Genomic DNA, 23,002 nt, shown 5'->3' on the forward strand with positions numbered 1-23,002 from the left:
ATCACAGCCAGCGCTTGCGCCGCTTGAAGCTCTTGAGGTTCTTGAAGCTTTTGCGCTGGTCGCCGGCGCCGCCGAGGTAGAATTCCTTGACGTCCTCGTTGTCGCGCAATTCGTCCGCGGTGCCATCGAGCACGACCTTGCCTTGTTCCATGATGTAGCCGTGGCTCGCCACCGAGAGTGCGGCGCGCGCGTTCTGCTCGACCAGCAGGATGGTGACGCCGAGGTCGCGGTTGATCTTCTGGATGATCGAGAACACCTCCTTCACCAGCAGCGGCGACAGCCCCATGGACGGCTCGTCCATCAAGATCATCTTCGGACGCGCCATCAGCGCGCGGCCGATCGCCAGCATCTGCTGTTCGCCGCCGGAGAGATAACCGGCAAGGCCGGTGCGTTCCTTCAGGCGCGGGAAGTAGTTGAAGACCATGTCGAGGTCGGCATCGACCTCGCGGTCCCTGCGCGTGAAGGCGCCGAGCCTGAGGTTCTCCAGCGAGGTCATGTCGGCGACGATGCGCCGGCCCTCCATCACCTGGAAGATGCCGCGGCGCACGATCTTGTCGGGATCGATGCCGTTGATGCGGTCGCCCTCGAACAGGATCTCGCCACGCGTGACCTCGCCGTCCTCGGTCTTGAGTAGGCCCGAGATCGCCTTCAGCGTCGTCGACTTCCCGGCGCCGTTGGCGCCTAACAGCGCCACGATCGCGCCCTTGGGCACATCGAGGCTGAGCCCGCGCAGCACCAGGATAACGTCGTCATAGACGACCTCGATGTTGCGCACGCTGAGGAGGGGCGGGGCGGGCACGATGCTGGGGTTGGGGCGCGTTGCTTCGGCGGTCTGGGTCATGCAGTCTTCTCCGCTGTCGTCACCCGCGAAGGCGGGTGACCCAGTATTCCAGAGTCGCCGAACACGTTCCCCGAGAGGGCGCGGCGTACTGGATCCCCCGCTCCAGTGCGCGTTGCGCACAAGGGGGGATGACAGTTGTGTGGGGAGCGAATGCGGGGGCTCACCACCCCAGCAATTCCGGCTTGCGCGGCAGTTCGACGGTCTTGACCTTCTCGAGCTTGATCGTGCCCTTGGCCATGAGGTCGTTGAGGTCGCCGTCGGTCGCACCTGAGACCTTGGTGCGATAAAGGTCGACCTTCAGCGTGCCGCGGTGGTCCTTGTCGGTCCAGGTCGAGGGATTGCAGACGCCGTCCATCCCGGCCGGCACCCAGTTCTTCTTCTGGTAGAAGCCCTTGGCGACGTTCTCCCCGGTGGCGCCGCCGTTCTTGGCGGCCCAATCGAGCGCTTCTTTCATGTACAGCGCCGAGCAGACGGCCGCGACGTAGTGCACGGGGCGATAGACCTTGCCGGTGGGATCGGACATCTTGGAGATCTCCATCAGAGTCTTCATGCCGGGCGCATCGCCGCCCCAGCTCACAGCGGTGCGCAGCGGGAAGATCACGCCGTTCGCAGCATCGCCCGCGGTCTTGGCGGCGTTCTCGTCCATGCCCCAAACATTGCCGAGGAACTGGACCTCGACGCCCGCGGTCTTGCAGGCCTTCATCACCGAGATGTTGGAGGCCGCGGTGTTGCCGAGATAGGCGTAGTTGGCGCCCGAAGATTTCAGGCTGAGGCACTGTGCGCTGTAGTCACCCGGCGCGAGCGCGAACACCAGCGGCGGCAGCACCTCGAAGCCGAGCTCCTGTGCCATGGCTTCGCCGGCGGCCTTCGGCGCGTTCGGATAGGGATGGTTGGCGCCCATGTGCACGAATTTCGGCTTGCCGGACTTGCCCTTGGCCTTCCAGTCCTCGGCCGCCCACATCAGCATCGCGCGCAGCGAATCCGAATAGCTCGGGCCATAGAAGAAATTGTAAGGAGCAGGCTTTGCCTTGCCGCTGACGCCTTCGGGATCGGTCAGCGCGGCGGCATAGGAGCCGGACATGTCGGGAATCTTGTCCTGCGCGAGGAAGCCGGTCAGTGCCTCGGTGTCCGCGGTGCCCCAGCCCATGATCGCAGCGACCTTCGAGTCCGGCGCCGACCACTTCTTGTAGAGCGCGATCGCCCGCGGCACCTGATAGCCATAGTCGTTGGTGTCGACGTTGAGCTGCTTGCCACCGACGCCGCCGTTCTTGTTGACCCAGGCGAAGGTATCGGCGACGGCCTGTCCATAGGGCGTGCCGACGTCGGAGGTGCCGCCGGAATAATCGGCAAGATGTCCGAGCGCGATCTGCGCCTGCGCGCTTGCCGAGAATGCGGCGATCGCAAGCGCGAGTGATGCGGTGCTCAAAAGGGACTTCATCGTCATGGGGTCGGTTCCTCCTGTTATTGTTTAAGTGAAGTTTCCGCGCTCAATGCGAGAACGGGTAGAGTTTCCAATAAGCCTTGATCTGCCGCCAGCGATGCGCGAGCCCATCGGGCTCGAACATCAGGAACGCGATGATGATCACCCCGATCGCGATCTCGCGCAGGAAGGTGATGTTGGTGTTGAGCGAGAGCGCCTTGTCGATCGCGCCGCCCTTCAAATGCAGGCTGAGGAATTCCATCGATTCCGGCAACAGCACCACGAAGGCGGTTCCCATTAGCGTGCCCATGATCGAGCCGGTGCCGCCGATAATGATCATGGCCAGGAACAGGATCGAGCGCTCGATGCCGAATCCTTCCTGGGAGACCACGAGCTGGTAATGCGCATAGAGCGCACCGGCGATGCCGGCGAAGAACGCGGCGAGCCCGAACGAAAGCGTGCGGTACTTGGTGAGGTTGATGCCCATGATCTCCGCGGAGAGATAATGGTCGCGGATCGCCACCAGCGCGCGGCCGTCCCGCGTGCGCATCAGATTGGTGACGAGGATGTAGCTCGCCAGCACATAGGCCAGCACGACGTAGAAATACTGCCTGTCGCCGCGCAGCGTGTAGCCGAAGATCGAGAACGGCTCGGCGCTCGCCGGCACCGATCCGCCCGAGAACCATTCGGCGCGCGAGAAGAAGTCGAGCAGGATGTATTGCGCGGCCAGCGTCGCGATGACGAGATAGAGCCCCTTCAGCCGCGCCGCCGGAATGCCGAAGATCAGCCCGACCAGCGCGGTGACGATGCCGGCGAGCGGGATTGCGAAGAACACCGGAATCGGCGCGTTGTTGGAGATATAGGCCGAGGTGAAGGCGCCGAGCAGGAAGAACGCGGCGTGGCCGATCGAGATCTGGCCGGTGAAGCCGACCAGGATATTGAGGCCCAACGCCGCGATCGAGAAGATGCCGATCTGGATCAAAATGCTGAGCCAGTAGCCGCTGAAGAATTGCGGTGCGAGGCACAGCAGCAGCACGCCGGCGATCGCAAAATTGCGGCTGGTCGTGGTCGGGAAGATCGTGGTGTCCGCGGCGTAAGTGGTGCGGAAATCACCAGCGGGGATGAGGGCAGGGCCGGCCATGGGTCAGATCCGCTCGATGTCGTGGGTGCCGAACAGGCCGTAGGGCTTGATCATCAGCACGATGATGAGGACGTAGAACGGCGCGATCTCGTAGAGATTGCCCCAGTGCAGGTACTCGCTGTCGACATATTGCGCGACGTTTTCGAGTAGCCCGATGATGATGCCGCCGAGCACGGCGCCGCCGACGGAATCGAGCCCGCCGAGGATCGCCGCCGGAAACACTTTTATGCCGTAGGCCGCAAGGCCCGAGGATACGCCGTTCACGACTGCAACGACGACGCCCGCGACGGCCGACACCGTCGCTGAGATCGCCCAGGCCATCGCGAACACGCTTTTCACGGAAATGCCGAGCGACTGCGCGACCTGCTGGTTGAATGCGGTGGCCCGCATCGCAAGGCCATATTTGGAGGCGCGGAAGAACCATGCCATGCCGATCATCATCGCGACCGACACCACGAGGCTCATGACGTAGACGGTCTGGATCTGGAGGCCGAACAGGCTGACCGATTGGCTCTCGAACACGCGCGGGAACGGCTGCGGATTGACGCCGAACATCCATTTCAGCGTCGCCTGGAGCACGGTGGAGAGGCCGATCGTCACCATGATGACCGAGATGATGGGCTCGCCGATCATCGGCCGCAGGATCAGGACCTGGACCGCGATACCGAACACGAACATGAACACCAGCGTGATCGGCATGCCGATCCAGAACGGCACCTGGTATTTTGCCAGCAGCGCCCAGCATACCCATGCGCCGACCAGCAGCAGCTCGCCCTGCGCGAAATTGACGACCTGCGTCGCCTTGTAGATCAGCACGAACGACATCGCGACCACGCCATAGAGCGTGCCGACCACGAGGCCGTTTACCAGGAGCTGGAAGAGGAAGGCGGTGTTCATGCAGATATGCTCGCTGACAAATCCGGCGCGCTCTTCCCCCCTCCCCTTGTGGGAGAGGGTGGCTTCGCGAAGCGAAGACGGGTGAGGGGTCGTCTCGGCAGCAACGGTGTGGAGAGAGGATCCCTCACCCGAGTGAGGGTGTGGTTGGCTGCGGAGATGCCCTCTCCCACAAGGGGAGAGGGCGCATCGGTTGGCATCGCGCGCTGGGTCGGAAGCGAGCTCACTCCGCAGCCTCCGCCATGTGCCCATGCGCGCCCAGATCCACCACGCGCAACGTCGTGCGCACGCGCTGCGTGGTGCCGTCCTGGAAGCGGATCACGGTGTCGACGGGGATGTCGGCATCGCCGCGGTAGATGGCGTCGATGATCCCTGCGTATTTCTCGTTGATGACCCCGCGGCGCACCTTGCGGGTGCGGGTGAGCTCGCCGTCGTCGGCATCCAGCTCCTTGTAGAGCAGCAGGAAGCGTGAGATGCGCTGGGCAGGCGGCAGCGTGGCGTTGACGGTCTCGACCTCCTTCTGAAGCAGCGCGTAGACCTCAGGCCGCGAGGCGAGGTCGCTGTAGGTCGTGAACGAGAGTCGGTTCTTCTCCGCCCATTTCGAGATGATGGAGTAGCGGATGCAGATCATGGCGGCGAGCGCGTCGCGGCCGGCGCCCAGCACCACGGCCTCCGCGATATAGGGCGAGAACTTCAGCTTGTTCTCGATGAACTGCGGCGAGAAGCGCTCGCCGCGCGAGGTCTCGGCGAGATCCTTGATGCGGTCGATGACGACGAGCTGCCTGTTCTCGTTGAAATAGCCGGCATCGCCGGAACACATCCAGCCATCCTTGATGTCAGCGACGCTGGCCTCGGGGTTCTTGTAATAGCCGAGGAACATGTTGGGGTGCCGCACCACGATCTCGCCAACGCCGTGGACGTCGGCATTGTCGATCCGGATCTCGACGCTGTCGGCCATCGGTACGCCTGTCGTGTCAGGATCGACCTTGCCCTCGGGATGCAGCGTATAGGCCCCTAACAGCTCGGTCTGACCGTAGAGCGTGCGCAGCGGCACGCCCATCGCCTGGAAGAACTTGAAGGTATCAGGGCCGAGCGCCGCGCCGCCGGTCGCCGCCGAGCGCAGGCGGGTGAAACCGAGCCGGTCGCGCAGCGCGCGGAACAGGATCGCATCGGCAAAACCCGAGCACTTGCCCTGCGCGAGTGCGGCCAGACCCGATTTCATTCCGACGTCGAACAGGCGCTGCTTCAACGGCGTAGCGTCCATCACCTTGGCGCGGACATCGGCGGCGATCGATTCCCAGACGCGTGGCGCGAACAGCACGAACGTCGGCGCGATCTCGCGCAGATCGTTCATCATGGTGTCGGGCTCTTCGACGAAGTTGATCTTCATCCGGGACAACAGGCCTTTGCCGAGTACGTAGACCTGTTCCATGATCCAGGGCAACGGCAGCACGGAGACGTATTCGTCGTCAGGTCCCTTCGGGTCGAAGGCGAGATAGGTCGCGCAATGGCCGAGCACGCGGCCGGCGGCGAGCATCGCGAGCTTCGGGTGTGAGGTGGTGCCCGACGTCGTGCAGAGGATCGCGACGTCCTCGCCCTTGGTTGCATTCACGAGCCGGTCGTAAAGCTCCGGCTCCCGAGCGGCGCGCGTGCGGCCGAACTCGGCGAATTTTTCCGCCGACATCAGCCTGGGATCGTCATATTTCCGCATGCCGCGCGGATCGGAATAGATGATGTGCTTCAACTTCGGCACGCGCTCGGCAAGCGCGAGCAGCTTGTCGACCTGCTCCTCGTCCTCGGCGAAGACGAGCCGTGCCTCGCCATAGGTCAGGAGATAGGCGGCCTCCTCGTCCAGCACGTCGCGATAGAGCCCAAGGCTCAGCCCGCCAACGGCATGGGTCGCGACTTCCGCCGCGACCCAGTCCGGCCGGTTGTCGCCGATGATGCCGATGACGTCGCCGCGGCCGAGGCCGAGCTCGACGAGCCCGAGCGCGAAGTCGCGCACCCGCGTCTGGTAATCGTTCCAGGTGAACAGGCGCCAGAGCCCGAGATCCTTCTCGCGCAGCGCGATCTCGTTGCCATGCTCCTTCGCGTTGAGCCGGAGCATCTTGGGATAGGTGTCGGCCTGCGCGACGCGTCCTGCGTAATCCATCATGCCGCGCTCTCCTGTGCCGGCGGGGCGTCGTCCGGATCGACCAGCACCTCGTCTTCCTCACCAAGGTAGGCGCGCTTGACGTGGGGATCGGCGAGGACCGCCGCGGGATCGCCTTCGGCGATCTTCTTGCCGAAATCCAGCACCATGACGCGGTGGGAGATGTCCATCACCACGCCCATGTCGTGCTCGATCATCACCACCGTCATCCCGAACTCCTCGTTGAGATCGACGATGTAGCGGGCCATGTCTTCCTTCTCCTCGAAGTTCATGCCGGCCATCGGCTCGTCGAGGAGGATGAGGCGCGGCTCCAGCGCCATGGCGCGGGCGAGCTCCACGCGCTTGCGCAGGCCATAGGAGAGGGTGCCGGCGGTGGCTTTTCGCACCGATTGGAGATCGAGGAAGTCGATGATCTCCTCGACCTTGCGGCGGTGCTCGAGCTCCTCCTTGCGCGCGCCGGTGAGCCAGTACAGCGAACCCGTAAGGAAATTGTTCTTCAGCAGGTGATGGCGGCCGACCATGATGTTGTCGAGCACGCTCATGTGGTGGAACAGCGCCAGATTCTGGAAGGTGCGGCCGATGCCGAGCGAGGCGCGGGCAGTCGGCGTCAAACCGGTGATGTCGCGGCCCTGGTAGAAGAGCTGGCCTTCGGTCGGCTTGTAGCGACCGGAAATACAGTTCACGATCGAGGTCTTGCCGGCGCCGTTGGGGCCGATGATCGAGAACAGCTCGCCTTCCCTGATGGCGAAGCTGACATCGGTCAGCGCACGGACGCCACCGAATCGCAAGGACACGCCGCGCACTTCGAGACTAGCCACAAACAAATCCCTCCCGGTGATGGCGCATTCAGTGGCGCTCTTCATCCGTTGTTTTCGAACGATCCTAGTACGGTCGTCCCGGTGAGGCCATGCAGCCATTGGTCTCGACCGGACCCCGCGCCGCCTTCGTTCCCATCAGGGATCAAAAGCCGCATCGCCCAAGGTGGCTCTCAATACGGGAAAGCGCTATTTTGAAATGTCTTCGGCCTGACAATTCGGTGACAAAGTTTTTCGGGCGGGTGCGGCGTCCATCTTTCGTCGGATGGCCGCCGAGGTGATCGTGTTGCAGTGCAACAGAAGCGCGGAGTGACGAAACGATGCGGCTGGCCTCTCCATCATGATTTCAGAGGATCATCTGAAGCGCATCGCCGCCTGGTCGCGCGAACTCACGGAGGCCGAGATCGAGGTCGCACGCGCCGGAGTCAGCGAGCGGTCCTACGGCACCGGCGAGACCGTGTTCATGCGCGGCGATACCTTCGACTATTGGGCCGGTATGGTCTTTGGCCTCGCCCGGATGGGCGGCGTGTCGCGCGACGGCAAGGAGACCAGTCTTGCCGGGCTGACGGCAGGCGCCTGGTTCGGCGAAGGCAGCGTGCTCAAGAACGAGCCGCGACGCTATGACGTGGTCGCGCTGCGCGACAGCCGGGTCGCGCTGATGGAACGCAGCGCCTTCATGTGGCTGTTCGAGAACAGCGTCGGCTTCAACCGCTTCCTGGTCCGCCAGCTCAACGAGCGGCTTGGCCAGTTCATCGGCATGCTCGAGGTCAACCGCACGCTTGACGCCACCGCCCGCCTTGCCCGCAGCATCGCCTCGCTGTTCAACCCGATCCTCTATCCCGAATCGACCGCGCATCTGGAGATCACCCAGGAGGAGATCGGCGCGCTCTCCGGCATGTCCCGCCAGAACGCCAACCGCGCGTTGAACCGGCTGGAGAAAGAGGGGCTGCTGCGGCTGGAATATGGCGGCGTCACCATCCTCGCTATCGAGCGGCTGCGCAGTTACGGGGATTAGCGCGCATTGGCGGGGGCGTGCACCGGCCAGAGGTCGGCGCGCCAGCGGATCGCGATCGCCAGCATCGCGATGATGCCTGCGGCGGCATAAAGCGATCCCGTCGCGGAGTAGCCGATGACATCGATCAGGCTGCCGGCCGCGAGCAGTCCGAGTGGCAGGCCGTAGATCACCATCATGCGGACGCCCATGACGCGACCGCGCAGATGTGCGCTGGCCGTCCGCATCAGGATCACGGCTGCCGAGATCATCGACATGCTCTGCGCAATACCGGCGAGGACGAGGCAGGCCATCGCCACCGGCATGGTCCTGATCTCGACGAACACCAGCAGCATGGCGTACCAGGCCAGCGTCGCGCCGATCAGGAGCCGGGCAATGCGCAATCCGCCGACCAGGCTCAGCGTGATGGAGCCGGTCAGCGAGCCGACGGCGAAGCTCGCCGAGAGATGGCCGAGGCCGGTCTGGTCGGTCTGAAAGATCTCCCGCGCGATGTAGGGCAGCAATCCTCCGGTGAAAGGAAATGCGGTGAGATTGGCCAGGAAGGCGACGCACAGCGCCGCGCGCATTCCCGGGCCGTTCCAGGCGTAGACGATCCCCTCCTTGAGGTCGCCAAATAGTCGGGAAATGGCGTGGCTGTTGGCCGGGAGATCGCTCGTGGTGAGGGTCCTTTTCGGCCGGGTCAGGCAGAGCATGAGCAGCACGGCCACGAGGTAGAGACAGGCGATCGCCACATACACGAGGCCAATGCCGAGGACGGCGAACAGGCCGGCGCCCGTCAATGCTCCGGCGATGCGGGCGCTGTCCTGGGTGGTGCGCGCAACGCTGATGGCGCCGACGAGTTGCTCCGCCGGCATGATCTCGGCAAGCAGCGCCCCCCGGACGCCGAGATCGGAGGGGCGAATCAGGCCCATGATCGCGACGATGATCATGACGCTCAGCGGCGACAAATGACCGGTCAACGCCAGAACCATGATGGTCGACGAGAGCACCGTGTAGGCAAGACGCATCGCGACCAGCAGGTCGCGATGACCCATGCGGTCGCCGATCATACCGAATACCGGCGCGACCAGGGTCCCGACGAACTGGAGTGATGCAAGCACGGTGAGCAGCAGCACCGAGCCGGTCTCGACCAGGATGTACCAGCCGAGCACCAGCGTCTCGACCTCGAACGCCCAGGAGGTGAGCAGGTCGGACGGCCACTGGAAGCGATAGTTGCGGATGCGGAATGGCGCGAGCGCGGAAGGTCGTGCGGATGCGCTCAAGATGCGATGACGGGTTTCACGGCGATTCCCTGCCTTCTTTTATTTGTTCTTCTGTTTGGAAGGGTAGCCCCGGCGATGGCCCTGTCAATTGACGCTACCGCATGCCACCATGCTTTGCCGACGACGTACGGTCCGCCAGTGCGGCCGCAGCATGCTTCGTCGCCCATACTGAGAGGTAGGCTACCGCCGCTTGCTCTTCCGGCGCGCAGAGCCCATTCTGGTCTGCATCCTGGGACCCATTCGGTAGGGGCCAGCAGATTGCGCCATCGCGGCTTCCGCGAGGTCTTGAGCCATGAACTGCTCGGGTTGTGGTTTCGAGGTTCAGAGCGGCTTTGCCTTCTGCCCGAAGTGCGGCACGAAGCAGCCGAACGCGTGCCCCGGCTGCGGCTTTCCATGTGCACCGGATTTTGTCTATTGCCCGAAATGCGGCTCCCTCATCAGCGGGGCCACCAACGACGCCGGACAGACATCGGCGCAGACGAGCCCGGCGACACTCCCAATCAGATCGTCCTCGCCACCGCCCCTGCAGACGGCTCAACACGCATTTCGACCGCAACCGGACAATGTCGATAGCGAAGCAAACCGCCGCACCATCACCGTGCTGTTTGCCGATCTCAGCGGCTTCACTGCGATGAGCGAGCGGCTCGACCCAGAGGTCATGCAGACGCTTCAGAACCAGTTGTTCGAGGAGTTGACGGCCGCGGTGCAGAGCTTTGGCGGCTTCGTGGACAAGTTCATCGGCGATGCGCTGCTCGCGCTGTTTGGTGCGCCGACTGCGCACGAGGACGACCCCGAGCGGGCGGTCCGCGCTGCCCTCGACATGATCAGCCGGACGGCGCGCCTCAGCGAGCGCGCGAGGGCCTATGCCGGTTCACCGTTGCAGCTCCATGTCGGCATCAACACCGGCCACGTCGTCGCGGGTGGGTTAGGCGTGGGCGTTGCCAAATCCTATTCGGTGACCGGCGATACCGTGAATACGGCGCAACGATTGCAGTCGATGGCGTCTCCGGACGAGGTGCTGGTCGGGCCGTTGACCCACCGTCTGACGCGGCATGCGTTCTCCTATGACTCGCTGGGCGAGATCTCGCTCAAGGGCAAGATGGGCAGCGTTCTGGTTCATCGTCTGAAGGGACCGTTCGATACGCCCCGCGCGGCACGCGGCCTCGACACGTTGGGCCTCGATGCACCACTGATCGGGCGCGACGCCGAGCTTGCGCGCGTGATCGGCAGCCTTGATCGCGCATGCGGCGGCGCGGCTCAACTGGTGCGGCTGGTTGGCGAAGCGGGCATTGGGAAAACGCGGCTGGTGAACGAATTCGTCGCCCGCATCCGCGATGAGGATCGCTTCGCAGGCGTGGCGATCCGACGGGCGGTCTGCTCGCCGCTCGGCGAACAGTCCTACGGAGCACTCGCCGCCGTGCTGCGTAGCGCCTATGGCATTGCACAGAAGGCGGGCGCCGCGGAAGCAGAGACGAAAGTTGCGGAAGCGCTATCGGAGCTCGGCCTCGCGGCCGAGGAGGCCGATCGCCTGATGCCTCTCTACCTGCACGTTCTTGGCCTTGGTGATCCCAACGCCGTGCTCAGGCACGTCGAACCGGAACAGCTCCGGCGGCAGATCTTTTTCGCGATCCGTACCGTCTTCGAACGCCGCCTCGCCTTGTCGCCGCTTCTGATCATCGTCGAGGATCTGCATTGGGCCGACGCGGTGTCGCTTGAAGCGTTGCGGTTCTTGATGGACCGGCTGGAGCGGACGCGGCTGATGCTGCTGTTTACACATCGGCCAGCGCTGGTGGATCAGTTCGGTTCGAGCAGGATCAGTCACACGACCATTCGGCTGCCTCCGCTTGGCGATGCTGACGGACGAAGGCTGCTCGCGGCGTATTTCAGTCACGGTTGGCGGGAACCGCCGGGACATTTGTTCAGCCGAATCCTCGATCGCGCGGGCGGAAATCCGCTTTTCCTCGAGGAGATCATCCGTGGCCTCATCGAAGGCGGGGCCCTGGAGCGTGACGGCGCGCAGTGGCGGATGAAATCGGACGAAGCCGCCGCCGACATTCCAGCAAGCATTCAGGCGTTGTTGCTGGCGCGCCTCGACCGGTTGCCGCATCAGGTGCGCCACGTGGCCCAGGAGGCAGCGGTGATCGGTCCGCGCTTTGATGCGGCTGTTCTCGTTGCGGCGGCAACCGAGCCGGCAAGAGTCGAAGCAGGGCTCGAACTTCTGTGCGACGCCGAGCTCGTCGAGGAGGTCGCGGGCTCGAGCTCGATGACGCTGCGGACCTATCGCTTCACGCAGACCATGCTTCAGGACGTGATCTATCAGAACCTGCTCTTGCAGCGTCGGGTCGAGCTCCATGGACGCATTGGTGCCGCGCTGGAGCGGCTCTATGGCAACGAGCCGGAGCGGCTCGAAGACCTCATCCAGCTCGGACACCATTTCAGCCTGAGCGCGAGCAAGCCAACGGGCGCGCGTTATCTGCGCGCGGCCGGCGATCGCGCACGCGCGAGCTATGCCAACGACGATGCCATCCGCTTCTACCAGCAATCCCTTGCCGTGCTGTCGACCGCCGGCGAACAGGAGCCGGAACGCCTGATCCTGTACGAGCGCGTCGCGGACCTCAGTCGCGCGGTTGGCCGGCGAAGCACGGCCGAGGAGCACTATCAGAGCGCGCTGGAGGGGCACCGCACGGCCGGGGACCGTATCGGCGAGGCGCGCATTCTTCGCAAGCTCGGCCGATTGCTATGGGACGCCGGCAAGCGCATCAGGGCAGAGGAGCGCTATGCCGAGGCGGCAGAACGGCTCGGCGGGACCGACGCGCCGATCGAGTGGGCACATCTCTTGGAGTGGGCTCATCTCCAGCAAGAGCGCGGCCGTCTTGCGTTTCGCGTGGGCGATCACGTCGCCGCCGCGCGGTGGGCGGACGAAGCGCTCGGCTACGCGCGGTCGGTGCCGGCGAACGCGGACGAGCAAGCGGGTCTCGAGGCGGCGCGCGCCATTGCGGAGGCGCTCAACACCAAGGCGGTTGCGCTGGCGCGGCTTGGGCGACACCAGGAGGCGGTGAAGGAGGTGGAGCAAAGTGTCGCGGCAGCCGAGGCCGCCGGCCTCCTCAACGTGGCGTGCCGCGGCTACACCAACCTTGGCGTGCTCTACACGATCGTCGACCCGGCGCAAGCCATGGCGGTTTGCCGGCGCGGCCTCGATGTCGCGAATCGTATCGGCGATCTCGGCTTCCAGGCGCGCCTTCTGGCCAACCTTGCCGTCGCTTGCTGCACCTTCACGGACAGATGTACCGAGGAGGGGGTGCCGGCTGCCGAAAAGGCGATCGAGATCGACCGCGCGCTCGATCAGCGCGAGCATCTCCCGGTACCCTTGATCGTGCTCGGGCAGATCCATCAATGCCACTTCCACCCCGACATGGCCGCGCGCTGCTACAACGAGGCCATCGAGGTGGCGAGCGAGACCGGCGAGCCGCAGCAGCTGTTTCCATGCTATGATGGTCTTGCGACGCTGAATCTTGATCGAGGCGACATGCCCGAGGCCGAGCGGTATTTCGCGCTGGCCCATGATGTCTGCGCCCGGCACGGGCTCGATCCCGCAGGGCTGATCGTACTGCCGTTCCTTGACTAGCCATTGTGAGGGAGTTCAACCATGTCAGACCGTCATGTAGATGGAACACTTCAGCCGGGCGATCGTGCACCGAACATCGTCCTGGACGCCATCACACGCGAAGGAAAGATCGCGCTCGAGGATTATCGCGGGCATAGTCCAATACTGGTGGGCCTGTTTCGTGGCCTGCACTGCCCGTTCTGCCGGCGCCATATCGCGGCGCAGGCGCAGCTTGATGGCGCGCTGCGCGGGAAGGGGATCGAAAGTCTCACGGTCGTCAACACGCCGATCGACCGGGCGCGGCTCTATTTCCGCTATCATCCATTGCCCAATCTGCTCGCCGCGTCCGACCCCGATCGGGTCTCGCACCGCGCATTCGGCCTGCCCAATATCGAGTTCACGGAGAACGAAACCGAGTGGCCACGCAAGGTGGGCATGGACGCGGTCATGAGCATGCAAGTGGATATGCCCGGCGAGTTGCCCAGCCCGATGAACCGGCCGGCAGCCGCGGAGTACCTCAACAAGAAGGACGGTTACGAGATGACCGAAGCCGACCAGCGTATGGCGGCAACAGGCACGGGGCAGCTGTTTGGTCAGTTCCTGCTCGACCGGGAAGGGATCGTGCGCTGGACGTTCACCGAGGTTCCCGGCGGCGGCCAGCGCATGTTCGGAGCGCCGAGCCCACAGGAGCTGATGTCGGCCGCCTCGCAGGTGGCAGGCTAAAGCATGATCCGGAAAAGTGCGCAGCGGTTTTCCGAAAGATCATGCTCAAACAATAACCTAAAGCGCGATGACGATTCATCCTAATCTCATCGCGCTTTAGGCATCTTGGCGGTTAGTCCGCCACCCTCGATCGTTTCTCGGCGAACGCCGCAGCCATCGCCGAGATCAGTGGGCGCATGAAATAATGATCTTCCACCGGCGAGACGTCAGTGCGCAATCCGTGCGCGGCGAGCTCGCCCGAGACCGCCGGGCCGACTGAAGCAATCAGCGTCCGTTCGAGCCCAGCGCGAAGGCGTGCCTCGCTGCCGTGCGCCTTCGCGGCCTCGAACAGTCGGCGGACCTGGCCGAGATTGGTCAGCGCGATGGAATCGATCCGCCCCTCGGCCATTTCGTCGATCGCGGCGACGATGTTGGCATCTGCCGCCTTGGAATCGTAGACATAGGGCAGCACGGTATCGACCTCGGCGCCTTGCGCGGCGAGCGCGCCGGTCAGCGCGCTGTGGTCCTTGTCCGGATAGAGCTGCAGACCGAGACGGCGGCCCTTCAGGTCGAGCCTGCCCAGCATCTCGATCACGCCCTCGGTGGTCGGCTTCTCCGTGGTCTGCTGCGCATCGAGGCCAACCTCGCGCAGCGCCTTGCCAGGCTTCGGGCCGCGGGCGAATTTTCGCGATTTGGCAAGCGCTGCCACGAGAGCCTGATCGAGCCCACGAGCGACGGCGAGCTTCATGATCCGCCGCAGGCCTTCGCCGGTCATCAACACGAGGTCGTCGAACGGCTTGTCGATGGCGCGGCGGATCCAGGCCTCGACCGGCGCCGGGTCCGGCGCGTCTTGGATGGTGAACATCGGGCACTGCACGACCTCGGCGCCTTGCTCGGCCAGAAGCTTCGCAAACTGCGCCTCCTCACGCGTTTCCAGGATCAGGATGCGGGTGCCGTTCAAGCGGTCGGCCATGGGCGTTCTCCGGTCAAAATCGCAATGGTACGTTCATCCTGACTCTGCGTCCGGGATTGGCGCAAGAGTGGGTCAGTGCTAGAGCGGGGCGCAAATCGCGGGTCGTTCCGCTTCATTTGCCCAAACCTTCATCAAGAGCCATGCCCTATCATCAATATGTCCTGACCCTATCCTGTCCGGATCGCCCCGGCATCGTCTCGGCGGTGTCGACGTTCCTGGCCCACAACGGGCAGAACATTCTCGACGCCCAGCAGTTCGACGACGTCGAGACCAAGAAGTTCTTCATGCGCGTGGTATTCACCGCGGCTGATCTTGCCGTGGAACTGTCGGCGCTCCAGACCGGCTTTGCGGCAATCGCCGAACGTTTCGGCATGGAGTGGCAGATGCGCGACCGCGCCGCGCATCGCAAGGTGATGCTGCTGGTGTCGAAGTCCGACCACTGCCTGGTCGACATCCTCTATCGCTGGCGCACCGGCGAATTGCCGATGATCCCCACCGCGATCGTCTCCAACCATCCGCGCGAGGTTTATGCCGGGCTCGATTTCGGCGGCATCCCGTTCCATCACCTGCCTGTGACCAAGGAGACCAAGCGCGAGCAGGAGGCGCAGATCCTCGACCTCGTCGCCAGCACGGGCACCGATCTCGTCGTGCTCGCCCGCTACATGCAGATCCTGTCGGACGATCTGTCGGCAAAACTGTCGGGGCGCTGCATCAACATCCATCACTCGTTTCTGCCGGGCTTCAAGGGCGCAAAGCCGTATCACCAGGCCCATGAGCGCGGCGTCAAGCTGATCGGCGCCACCGCGCATTATGTCACGCGCGATCTCGACGAGGGCCCGATCATCGACCAGGACGTCGAGCGCATCAGCCATCGCGATACGCCGGAGGATCTGGTCCGCAAGGGCCGCGACATCGAGCGCCGCGTGCTCGCCCGCGCGATCCGCTACCATCTCAACGACCGCGTCATCCTCAACGGCCGCAAGACCGTGGTGTTCGTGGATTGAATTGTTCACCTCTCCCCGCGTGCGGCAGGGCAATCGCACATGGGACCAATTTCGCCTGTGGCCATCCTTCGAGACGCCCGCCGTTGGCGGGCCCTCAGGATGAGGATCAGGTGCGTGGCACTCGTTTCAATAAGCGCCGATGCTGCTTAGCCTCATCCTGAGGAGACCGTGAAGCGGTCGTCTCGAAGGACGAGGCGCGCGCTTAGGTCGCGCAAAGCGCCGTATACGATTGCCCTGCCGCGTGCGGGGAGAGGGGCGCACAATCTTAACGCACCGCGTTGCCCGACGTTGTCCCCGTCACGCCCTTCTGGGCCTGCTCTTCCTTCTCGCGATCAGCCGCGGGCAGCAGCCGCTTGCGTTCGCGCTCCTTCATGTAGGCGTCGTATTGCGGCGTGCCCGGTCGTGGCGGGGCGTCGGCCGGCAGGCCACCGGCCCATTGCGGGACGTAGTCGCCCATGCCGGCGGAGAGCTTTTCGTTGACCGTGCCGCAGCCTGCAAGGTTCGAAGCCAGCAGAGCGACGACGGCAGCGATCGAAAGCGAACGGAAACGCATGAGCATCTTCTAGTTCGTGCCCGATCGGGCACGTGTGATGGGACGCCGAACGGGCGCGAGCGGCGGACTGTAGTCCTCAATAAGCAAAATTGGCCTATTCGAAGACGGATTCTTTTGTATACACGAAGGTATTATAATAGGTTTTACTTTGCCCTTGAGGGCCATCCTAGCTGGTATGGTATACATAGCGTATTCACAAGCTAGGAGGGTTCAACGGCAAAAGCATTCGGGGATGTTCGAATTCTGCAAATGAGAGGCGGAATTCTCCATCACGCTGCCGTGGCGCCCTCTTAGAGTGCCGCATCAAATTCGCGGCAAACTGGCTTGAGCAACGAAGGGCTTTTTCGTTGACAAGACCACTTTATTTGTACAATCGTACAAATCTCCCTGCTGTCGTCGACGGGACCGCGCGCTTGCGCCGAATGGTCGCCCAGCGTCCGATTGACAACGGGGTTGCAGAGGACGCCATGTGGCCGCACGGCATGGCTTGTCCGCGAGTTAAAGCGCGGCAAGGACCGGGCACTCGGTTCAGGGCACAAAAGTCAGGAATTAAGGGGAGGGAGATCTGATGTTCGTACGCAAACCATTTTCTTGGGCCGCCGCGGTGGCTGCCATCTCGGGCCTTGCTGCCATTGCTCCGGCCAAGGCCGATGACGCCGTCAAGGTCGGCCTGATTCTGCCGATGACCGGCGGCCAGGCCTCGACCGGCAAGCAGATCGAGAACGCGATCAAGCTCTACATGCAGCAGAAGGGCGACACCGTCGCCGGCAAGAAGATCGAGATCATCCTCAAGGACGATGCCGCGATTCCCGACAAGACCAAGACCGCCGCGCAAGAGTTGATCGTCAACGACAAGGTCAACTTCATCGCCGGCTTCGGCGTGACGCCCGCCGCGCTCGCGGCCGCGCCGCTCGCAACGCAAGCCAAGATCCCGGAAGTGGTCATGGCGGCCGGCACCTCCATCATCACCGAGCGTTCGCCCTATATCGTGCGCACCAGCTTCACCCTGGCGCAGTCCTCCACCATCATCGGCGACTGGGCGGTGAAGAACGGCATCAAGAAGGTGGCGACGCTGACCTCGGACTACGCGCCGGGCAATGACGCGCTCAACTTCTTCAAGCAGCACTTCACCGCCGGTGGCGGCGAAGTGGTCGAAGAGGTCAAGGTGCCCTTGCAAAACCCTGATTTCGCACCGTTCCTGCAGCGCATGAAGGACGCCAAGCCCGATGCGATCTTCGTGTTCGTGCCTGCGGGGCAGGGCGGCAACTTCATGAAGCAATATGCCGAGCGCGGCCTCGACAAGGCCGGCATCAAGGTGATCGGACCCGGCGATGTCACCGATGACGATTTGCTCAACAACATGGGTGACGCCGTGCTCGGCACGGTCACCGCGCATCTCTACTCCGCGGCGCATCCCTCGCAGATGAACAAGGACTTCGTTGCCGCTTACAAGAAAGCGTTCGGCAACCGTCCGGGCTTCATGGCCGTGAGCGGCTATGACGGCATGCACCTGATCTACGAAGCGCTGAAGAAGACCGGTGGCGACACCAACGGCGACAAGCTGATCGAGGCGATGAAGGGCCAGAAGTGGGAGAGCCCGCGCGGCCCGATCTCGATCGACCCCGAGACCCGCGACATCGTGCAGAACATCTACATCCGCAAGGTCGAGAAGGTCGACGGCGAGCTCTACAATGTCGAGTTCGCGACCTTCGAGGCCGTCAAGGATCTCGGCAAGACCAAGAAGTGACGCGCTCTTTTCCACACCTCTCCCGCTTGCGGGAGAGGTCGGCGCGAAGCGCCGGGTGAGGGCTCTCTCAATACGGGGATTGTCTCGTTACGGAGATACCCTCTCCCCAGCCCTCTCCCGCAAGCGGGAGAGGGAGCACAGCAGCCTACTCCGCTAGACCTCATATTCTCGACAACGACCTGTCATCGATGACCGCAATCCTCACCAACCTGTTCGATGGCGTTGCCTACGGCATGCTGCTGTTCGTGCTCGCCTGCGGGCTCGCGGTCACGCTCGGCCTGATGAACTTCGTCAATCTCGCCCATGGCGCCTTCGCCATGGCCGGGGGCTATGTCTGCATGGTGCTGGTCAACCGGATGGGCTGGCCGTTCTTCGCCGCGCTGCCGCTCGCCTTCGTCTCCGCAGCCGCGATCGGCATTGCGCTCGAACGCACGCTCTACCGCCACCTCTATGCGCGCAGCCATCTCGACCAGGTGCTGTTCACGATCGGCCTGACTTTCATGTCGGTGGCGGCGGTCGATTACATCCAGGGCTCTTCGCGCGTCTTCATCAATTTGCCCGCCGCGCTCCAGGGCCAGTTCGACGTGTTCGGCGTCGGCATCGGCCGCTACCGGCTGATGATCATCGTGATCTGCGGCCTGCTCACCATCGGCCTGCAGATGGTGCTGGCCAAGACGCGCTTCGGCAGCCGCCTGCGCGCCGCCGTCGATGATCCCCGCGCCGCGAGCGGCCTCGGCATCAACGTGCCGCAAGTGTTCGCCTTCACGTTCGCTTTTGGCTGCGGGCTCGCCGGCCTCGGCGGCGCGCTGAGCGCCGAGATCCTGGGCCTCGATCCGTATTTTCCGCTGAAATTCATGATCTACTTCCTGATCGTGGTCACAGTCGGCGGTTCGTCCTCGATCACCGGGCCGTTCCTGGCCTCGCTCCTGCTCGGCATCGGCGACGTCGCCGGAAAATATTACGTGCCGAAGATGGGCCCCTTCGTGATCTACACCATGATGATCGTGATCCTGATCTGGCGCCCGAACGGCCTGTTCGGCCGCACGGCCACGCGTTGAGTCTGCCGATGAGCGCTTCCTCCGACGTCGGTCATCACGCCCAGCGCCAGGCGCGCTGGCACTATGGCGAAGTCGCCTTCTGGCTCATCGTGCTGGCCTGCGGCTTCGCCTTTCCCACGCGCTATCTGATCATGACCGACATCCTGCGGCTGGCGCTGTTCACGATGTCGCTCGATCTCATCCTCGGTTATGCCGGCATCGTCTCGCTCGGCCATGCCGCCTTCTTCGGTGTCGGCGCCTATGCGGCGGGACTTCTTGCGCTGCACGGCATCATCAAAGAGCCCGTGCTGGCGCTGATCGTTGCCGGCCTTGCCGCGATGGTGCTCGGCTTTGCCACCAGCTTCCTGGTGATCCGCGGCGTCGATCTGACCCGGCTGATGGTGACGCTCGGCATCGCCCTGCTGCTGGAAGCGCTTGCCGAACGCTTCTCCAACATCACCGGTGGCACCGACGGCCTGCAAGGCATCGAGATGCAGCCGATCTTCGGCGAGATCCCGTTCGACATGTTCGGTAAAGCCGGCTTCTTCTACTCGCTGGCCGTGCTGTTCCTCCTCTTCCTGCTCGCCCGCCGCGTCGTGCATTCGCCGTTCGGCCTGTCGCTGCGTGCGATCAAGAACAATCCGCTGCGGGCCGCCGCCATCGGCATCCCGGTCACTCGCCGCCTGATCGCGATCTACACGCTGGCGGCGTTCTATGCCGGCATTGCGGGGGCGCTGTTCACCCAGACAACCGCGATCGCTTCGCTCGATGTGTTCGCGTTCGAGCGCTCCGCCGATCTGATGCTGGTGCTGGTCATCGGCGGCACCGGCTATCTCTATGGCGGGCTGATCGGCGCGGTGGTGTTCCGCATGCTCCAGGAATTGTTCTCCACCATCACCCCGCAATACTGGCAGTTCTGGATCGGCCTCGTGCTCGTCGTGATCGTGCTGGTCGGCCGCCAGCGCCTGCATCGCTGGGTGCTCTATGTGCCGAACCTGATCATCAGGCAGGTGGCTGGACGCAAGGCCGTCGTCGCCGTGCCGGAGAGCGACGCATGACCATCGCGCTCGAAACGAAGAATCTCGAAAAGCAGTTCGGCGGCCTGCGCGTTACGCGTGACCTGTCCTTGAAGATCGAGCAGGGCGCCCGCCATGCTCTGATCGGCCCGAACGGCGCTGGCAAAACCACGGTCATCAACCAGCTCACCGGCGTTCTCAAGCCGAACTCGGGCCGCATCCTGCTCGAAGGCCAGGACATCACGGATCTGCCCGTGCACAAGCGCGTGCTGCGCGGCCTGTCGCGCACGTTCCAGATCAACCAGCTCTACCCGGACCTGACCCCGCTCGAGACCATCGGCCTTGCCGTCTCCGAGCGCCTCGGCCATGGCGGCGACTGGTGGCGGCGGATGGGGACGCGCGGCGACGTCAACGGTGAGGTCGCCGATCTGCTGACGCGCTTCCACCTGCTCGACGTCATGAACGAGCAGACCGTGACGCTGCCTTACGGCAAGCAGCGTCTGCTCGAGATCGCGGTGGCGATCGCGGCCAAGCCCCGCGTGCTGCTGCTCGACGAGCCCGCCGCCGGCGTGCCGGAGAGCGAGCGCCATGACATTCTCGCGGTCGTCAGCGCACTGCCGCGCGACGTCACCGTGCTCCTCATCGAGCACGACATGGACCTCGTCTTCTCCTTTGCCGACCGCATCTCGGTGCTGGTCTCGGGCGCGCTGCTCACCGAGGGGCCGCCCGAACAAGTCGCGCGCGATCCGCAGGTCAAGGCGGTCTATCTCGGCGAGGAGGCGGTCAATGTCTGACCTGCTCGCGATCGACTCCCTTCGCGCCGGCTACGGCGAAGCGGTGGTGCTGCCCAATATGTCGCTGCGCCTCGCCGAGGGGCAGGTGCTGGCGCTGCTCGGCCGCAACGGCACCGGCAAGACCACGCTGATCAATTCCATCGTCGGTGTCACCCGCCGTTTCTCGGGTTCGGTCGCGCTTGCCGGCGCGGATGTCACCTCGCTCCGGCCTGACCAGCGCGCGCGCGCCGGCATCGGCTGGGTGCCGCAGGAGCGCAACATCTTCCGCTCGCTGACGGTCGAGGAGAACATGACCGCGGTGGCGCAGCCCGGCCCGTGGACGGTCGAGAAGGTCTACGAGATGTTCCCGCGGCTGAAGGAGCGGCGGAGCAATTTTGGCAACCAGCTCTCCGGTGGCGAGCAACAGATGCTGGCGATCGGCCGCGCGCTGACACTCAATCCGAAAGTCCTGCTGCTGGACGAGCCGACCGAGGGCCTCGCCCCCATCATCGTCGAGGAGCTGCTCAAGGCGATCGGCACCATCACCCGGGCGGGCGGCATCTGCTCGATCATCGTCGAGCAGAATGCCCAAAAGATTCTGGGGCTGGCCGACCGCGTTGTGATATTGGAGCGCGGAACGATCGTCCACGACGCCCCGAGCGCCGCGCTGAAGGCCGACCCATCCGTTCTGGAGCGCCACCTCGGCGTCGCCGGAGCGGCCGCCCACTGATCTTCGCCTCTCCCCGCAGGCGGGGAGAGGGAGTACAACTTGCGCCACTGAAAGTTCGGGAGAGATAACAATGCAGCGAACCAAAGCCCCCTTCCGCGCCGACGAGGTCGGCAGCCTTCTGCGTCCCGCCAAGATCAAGGAAGCCCGCAGCCGTCTGGAGAAGGGCGAGATCTCGGCCGACGATCTGCGCAAGATCGAGGACATGGAGATCGAGAAGGTCGTGCACAAGCAGGCCTCGATCGGGCTGAAGCTTGCGACCGACGGCGAATTCCGTCGCTCCTGGTGGCATTTCGACTTCCTGGCCAAGCTCACCGGCTGCGAGCTGTTCCATCCCGACACCGGCATCCAGTTCGCGGGCGTGCAGACGCGGCACGACGCAGTGCGCGTGATCGGCAAGCTCGACTTCCCCGACCACCATCCGATGCTGGATCACTTCCGCTTCCTGAAGAAGTATGCCGATCAGGCCCACGTCACCGCCAAGATGACGATCCCGTCGCCGGCGGTGCTGCATTTCCGCGGCGGCCGCAAGTCGATCTCCAAGGACGTCTATCCCGATCTCGACGCCTTCTACGAGGACCTCGGCAAGACCTATCGCAAGGCCGTGAAGGCGTTCTACGACGCGGGCTGCCGCTATCTCCAGTTCGACGACACCGTCTGGGCCTATCTCTGCTCGCAGGACGAACTCCAGAAGGCGCGCGAGCGCGGCGACAATCCCGAAGGCCTCCAGCAGATCTATGCCCGCATCATCAACTACGCGCTGGCGGAGAAGCCTGCCGACATGGTGGTGACGACCCACGTCTGCCGCGGCAATTTCCGCTCGACCTGGATCTCCTCGGGCGGCTACGAGCCGGTCGCCGAGACTCTGCTCGCCGGCACCAATTACGACGGCTATTTCCTCGAATACGACAGCGATCGCGCCGGCGGCTTCGAGCCGCTGCGCTTCCTGCCCAAGGGCAACAAGGTCGTCGTGGTCGGCGTCATCACCTCGAAGTTCGGCGAGCTCGAGAAGAAGGACGACATCAAGCGCCGCCTGGAGGAAGCCGCCAAGTTCGCCCCGCTGGAGCAGCTCGCGCTGTCGCCGCAATGCGGCTTCGCTTCGACGGAAGAGGGCAACATCCTCTCTGAGGAAGAGCAGTGGGCCAAGCTCAGCCTTGCCGTGGAGATCGCGAAGGAAGTGTGGGGCAAGTAAGCGGTATGTCCGGGCTGGCGCGGAAAGCTCGCGCCACTCTATCGGTGTCGTCCCGGCGAAGGCCGGGACCCATACGCCGAGTTCACGTTGTAGCGCGAGCTTGCTAATGCCAAGTCTTCGCCGAATTGCATTCGGTG

At 64.1% G+C, this 23,002-nt stretch carries 19 protein-coding genes; 10 read left to right on the forward strand and 9 right to left on the reverse strand.

The genetic code is table 11. The features are described from left to right. Nucleotide 1: 1 nt before the first annotated feature. The 6 genes from ACNJX8_RS14500 to ACNJX8_RS14525 form a co-directional block, all read right to left on the reverse strand. Nucleotides 2-841 (reverse strand): ABC transporter ATP-binding protein, encoded by an 840-nt coding sequence (locus ACNJX8_RS14500; protein ID WP_439361175.1) that lies wholly within the window; start codon nt 839-841, stop codon nt 2-4. Nucleotides 842-1,001: 160 nt separating this feature from the next. Continuing rightward, the gene (locus ACNJX8_RS14505) at nt 1,002-2,285 is read right to left on the reverse strand and encodes an ABC transporter substrate-binding protein (RefSeq protein WP_439361176.1); all 1,284 of its coding nucleotides are present in this window, start codon (nt 2,283-2,285) and stop codon (nt 1,002-1,004) included. A 43-nt stretch (nt 2,286-2,328) separates the two neighbouring features. Then, nucleotides 2,329-3,402 carry a branched-chain amino acid ABC transporter permease gene (locus ACNJX8_RS14510; protein WP_091891857.1) on the reverse strand — a complete coding sequence of 358 codons (1,074 nt, stop codon included), beginning with the start codon at nt 3,400-3,402 and terminating at the stop codon, nt 2,329-2,331. 3 nt (nt 3,403-3,405) lie between these two features. After that, nucleotides 3,406-4,299, reverse strand: coding sequence for a branched-chain amino acid ABC transporter permease (locus tag ACNJX8_RS14515; protein WP_091891860.1), 894 nt, complete (start codon nt 4,297-4,299; stop codon nt 3,406-3,408). Nucleotides 4,300-4,519: 220 nt separating this feature from the next. Then, a complete protein-coding gene (locus ACNJX8_RS14520; protein ID WP_439361177.1) occupies nt 4,520-6,451 on the reverse strand; it encodes a long-chain fatty acid--CoA ligase in 1,932 nt (643 codons plus the stop codon). Further along, the gene (locus ACNJX8_RS14525; RefSeq protein ID WP_091891866.1) at nt 6,448-7,311 is read right to left on the reverse strand and encodes an ABC transporter ATP-binding protein; all 864 of its coding nucleotides are present in this window, start codon (nt 7,309-7,311) and stop codon (nt 6,448-6,450) included. The genes ACNJX8_RS14520 and ACNJX8_RS14525 overlap by 4 nt, the downstream gene beginning before the upstream one ends. 292 nt (nt 7,312-7,603) lie before the next feature. Between ACNJX8_RS14525 and ACNJX8_RS14530 the strand changes: the two genes are divergently transcribed. Further along, nucleotides 7,604-8,278: a Crp/Fnr family transcriptional regulator gene (locus ACNJX8_RS14530; protein ID WP_128932714.1), complete on the forward strand. Its 675-nt coding sequence runs from the start codon at nt 7,604-7,606 to the stop codon at nt 8,276-8,278. Here ACNJX8_RS14530 and ACNJX8_RS14535 read toward each other — a convergent pair. After that, the gene (locus ACNJX8_RS14535) at nt 8,275-9,537 is read right to left on the reverse strand and encodes an MFS transporter (protein WP_439361178.1); all 1,263 of its coding nucleotides are present in this window, start codon (nt 9,535-9,537) and stop codon (nt 8,275-8,277) included. The two genes, ACNJX8_RS14530 and ACNJX8_RS14535, sit on opposite strands and share 4 nt — an antisense overlap. Nucleotides 9,538-9,829: 292 nt before the next feature. Here ACNJX8_RS14535 and ACNJX8_RS14540 point away from each other — a divergent pair, with 292 nt between their 5' ends. Next, entirely contained in the window at nt 9,830-13,162 is a 3,333-nt protein-coding gene (locus tag ACNJX8_RS14540; protein WP_439361179.1) for an adenylate/guanylate cyclase domain-containing protein, read from the forward strand. Nucleotides 13,163-13,183: 21 nt separating this feature from the next. After that, nucleotides 13,184-13,864 (forward strand): peroxiredoxin-like family protein, encoded by a 681-nt coding sequence (locus ACNJX8_RS14545; protein ID WP_091891877.1) that lies wholly within the window; start codon nt 13,184-13,186, stop codon nt 13,862-13,864. 112 nt (nt 13,865-13,976) lie between these two features. Here ACNJX8_RS14545 and ACNJX8_RS14550 read toward each other — a convergent pair whose 3' ends face one another. After that, the gene (locus tag ACNJX8_RS14550; protein WP_439361180.1) at nt 13,977-14,816 is read right to left on the reverse strand and encodes a uroporphyrinogen-III synthase; all 840 of its coding nucleotides are present in this window, start codon (nt 14,814-14,816) and stop codon (nt 13,977-13,979) included. Between the two features lie 140 nt (nt 14,817-14,956). Here ACNJX8_RS14550 and purU point away from each other — a divergent pair, with 140 nt between their 5' ends. Continuing rightward, nucleotides 14,957-15,820, forward strand: a complete 864-nt coding sequence (gene purU, locus ACNJX8_RS14555) for a formyltetrahydrofolate deformylase (protein ID WP_439361181.1) — start codon at nt 14,957-14,959, stop codon at nt 15,818-15,820. Between the two features lie 265 nt (nt 15,821-16,085). Here purU and ACNJX8_RS14560 read toward each other — a convergent pair whose 3' ends face one another. Continuing rightward, a complete protein-coding gene (locus ACNJX8_RS14560) occupies nt 16,086-16,379 on the reverse strand; it encodes a hypothetical protein (protein ID WP_439361182.1) in 294 nt (97 codons plus the stop codon). 562 nt (nt 16,380-16,941) lie between these two features. Here ACNJX8_RS14560 and ACNJX8_RS14565 point away from each other — a divergent pair. The 6 genes from ACNJX8_RS14565 (at nt 16,942) to ACNJX8_RS14590 (ending at nt 22,865) form a co-directional block, all read left to right on the forward strand. After that, nucleotides 16,942-18,120 carry an ABC transporter substrate-binding protein gene (locus tag ACNJX8_RS14565; RefSeq protein WP_439361183.1) on the forward strand — a complete coding sequence of 393 codons (1,179 nt, stop codon included), beginning with the start codon at nt 16,942-16,944 and terminating at the stop codon, nt 18,118-18,120. Between the two features lie 188 nt (nt 18,121-18,308). Continuing rightward, on the forward strand, nt 18,309-19,178 hold the full coding sequence (locus tag ACNJX8_RS14570; protein WP_370989860.1) for a branched-chain amino acid ABC transporter permease: 870 nt from the start codon (nt 18,309-18,311) through the stop codon (nt 19,176-19,178). An 8-nt stretch (nt 19,179-19,186) separates the two neighbouring features. Continuing rightward, nucleotides 19,187-20,215, forward strand: a complete 1,029-nt coding sequence (locus tag ACNJX8_RS14575) for a branched-chain amino acid ABC transporter permease (protein ID WP_439361184.1) — start codon at nt 19,187-19,189, stop codon at nt 20,213-20,215. Continuing rightward, the gene (locus ACNJX8_RS14580; protein WP_128938836.1) at nt 20,212-20,967 is read left to right on the forward strand and encodes an ABC transporter ATP-binding protein; all 756 of its coding nucleotides are present in this window, start codon (nt 20,212-20,214) and stop codon (nt 20,965-20,967) included. The genes ACNJX8_RS14575 and ACNJX8_RS14580 overlap by 4 nt, the downstream gene beginning before the upstream one ends. Beyond that, nucleotides 20,960-21,676, forward strand: coding sequence for an ABC transporter ATP-binding protein (locus ACNJX8_RS14585; protein ID WP_128938835.1), 717 nt, complete (start codon nt 20,960-20,962; stop codon nt 21,674-21,676). Before ACNJX8_RS14580 ends, ACNJX8_RS14585 begins: the two co-directional genes overlap by 8 nt. A 70-nt stretch (nt 21,677-21,746) precedes the next feature. After that, nucleotides 21,747-22,865, forward strand: coding sequence for a cobalamin-independent methionine synthase II family protein (locus ACNJX8_RS14590; protein ID WP_439361185.1), 1,119 nt, complete (start codon nt 21,747-21,749; stop codon nt 22,863-22,865). The last annotated feature ends 137 nt before the right edge of the window (nt 22,866-23,002 follow it).

The sequence above is a fragment of the Bradyrhizobium sp. SPXBL-04 genome (assembly GCF_051853035.1).
Lineage (GTDB): Bacteria > Pseudomonadota > Alphaproteobacteria > Rhizobiales > Xanthobacteraceae > Bradyrhizobium > Bradyrhizobium zhanjiangense.

What these genes read in the sequence shown, in the direction of transcription:
- ACNJX8_RS14500 (WP_439361175.1), bottom strand. Translation starts at nt 841, where the DNA reads ATGACCCAGACCGCCGAAGCAACGCGCCCCAACCCCAGCATCGTGCCC.
- ACNJX8_RS14505 (WP_439361176.1), bottom strand. Translation starts at nt 2,285, where the DNA reads ATGACGATGAAGTCCCTTTTGAGCACCGCATCACTCGCGCTTGCGATC.
- ACNJX8_RS14510 (WP_091891857.1), bottom strand. Translation starts at nt 3,402, where the DNA reads ATGGCCGGCCCTGCCCTCATCCCCGCTGGTGATTTCCGCACCACTTAC.
- ACNJX8_RS14515 (WP_091891860.1), bottom strand. Translation starts at nt 4,299, where the DNA reads ATGAACACCGCCTTCCTCTTCCAGCTCCTGGTAAACGGCCTCGTGGTC.
- ACNJX8_RS14520 (WP_439361177.1), bottom strand. Translation starts at nt 6,451, where the DNA reads ATGATGGATTACGCAGGACGCGTCGCGCAGGCCGACACCTATCCCAAG.
- ACNJX8_RS14525 (WP_091891866.1), bottom strand. Translation starts at nt 7,311, where the DNA reads ATGAAGAGCGCCACTGAATGCGCCATCACCGGGAGGGATTTGTTTGTG.
- ACNJX8_RS14530 (WP_128932714.1), top strand. Translation starts at nt 7,604, where the DNA reads ATGATTTCAGAGGATCATCTGAAGCGCATCGCCGCCTGGTCGCGCGAA.
- ACNJX8_RS14540 (WP_439361179.1), top strand. Translation starts at nt 9,830, where the DNA reads ATGAACTGCTCGGGTTGTGGTTTCGAGGTTCAGAGCGGCTTTGCCTTC.
- ACNJX8_RS14545 (WP_091891877.1), top strand. Translation starts at nt 13,184, where the DNA reads ATGTCAGACCGTCATGTAGATGGAACACTTCAGCCGGGCGATCGTGCA.
- ACNJX8_RS14550 (WP_439361180.1), bottom strand. Translation starts at nt 14,816, where the DNA reads ATGGCCGACCGCTTGAACGGCACCCGCATCCTGATCCTGGAAACGCGT.
- purU (WP_439361181.1), top strand. Translation starts at nt 14,957, where the DNA reads ATGCCCTATCATCAATATGTCCTGACCCTATCCTGTCCGGATCGCCCC.
- ACNJX8_RS14560 (WP_439361182.1), bottom strand. Translation starts at nt 16,379, where the DNA reads ATGCTCATGCGTTTCCGTTCGCTTTCGATCGCTGCCGTCGTCGCTCTG.
- ACNJX8_RS14565 (WP_439361183.1), top strand. Translation starts at nt 16,942, where the DNA reads ATGTTCGTACGCAAACCATTTTCTTGGGCCGCCGCGGTGGCTGCCATC.
- ACNJX8_RS14570 (WP_370989860.1), top strand. Translation starts at nt 18,309, where the DNA reads ATGACCGCAATCCTCACCAACCTGTTCGATGGCGTTGCCTACGGCATG.
- ACNJX8_RS14575 (WP_439361184.1), top strand. Translation starts at nt 19,187, where the DNA reads ATGAGCGCTTCCTCCGACGTCGGTCATCACGCCCAGCGCCAGGCGCGC.
- ACNJX8_RS14580 (WP_128938836.1), top strand. Translation starts at nt 20,212, where the DNA reads ATGACCATCGCGCTCGAAACGAAGAATCTCGAAAAGCAGTTCGGCGGC.
- ACNJX8_RS14585 (WP_128938835.1), top strand. Translation starts at nt 20,960, where the DNA reads ATGTCTGACCTGCTCGCGATCGACTCCCTTCGCGCCGGCTACGGCGAA.
- ACNJX8_RS14590 (WP_439361185.1), top strand. Translation starts at nt 21,747, where the DNA reads ATGCAGCGAACCAAAGCCCCCTTCCGCGCCGACGAGGTCGGCAGCCTT.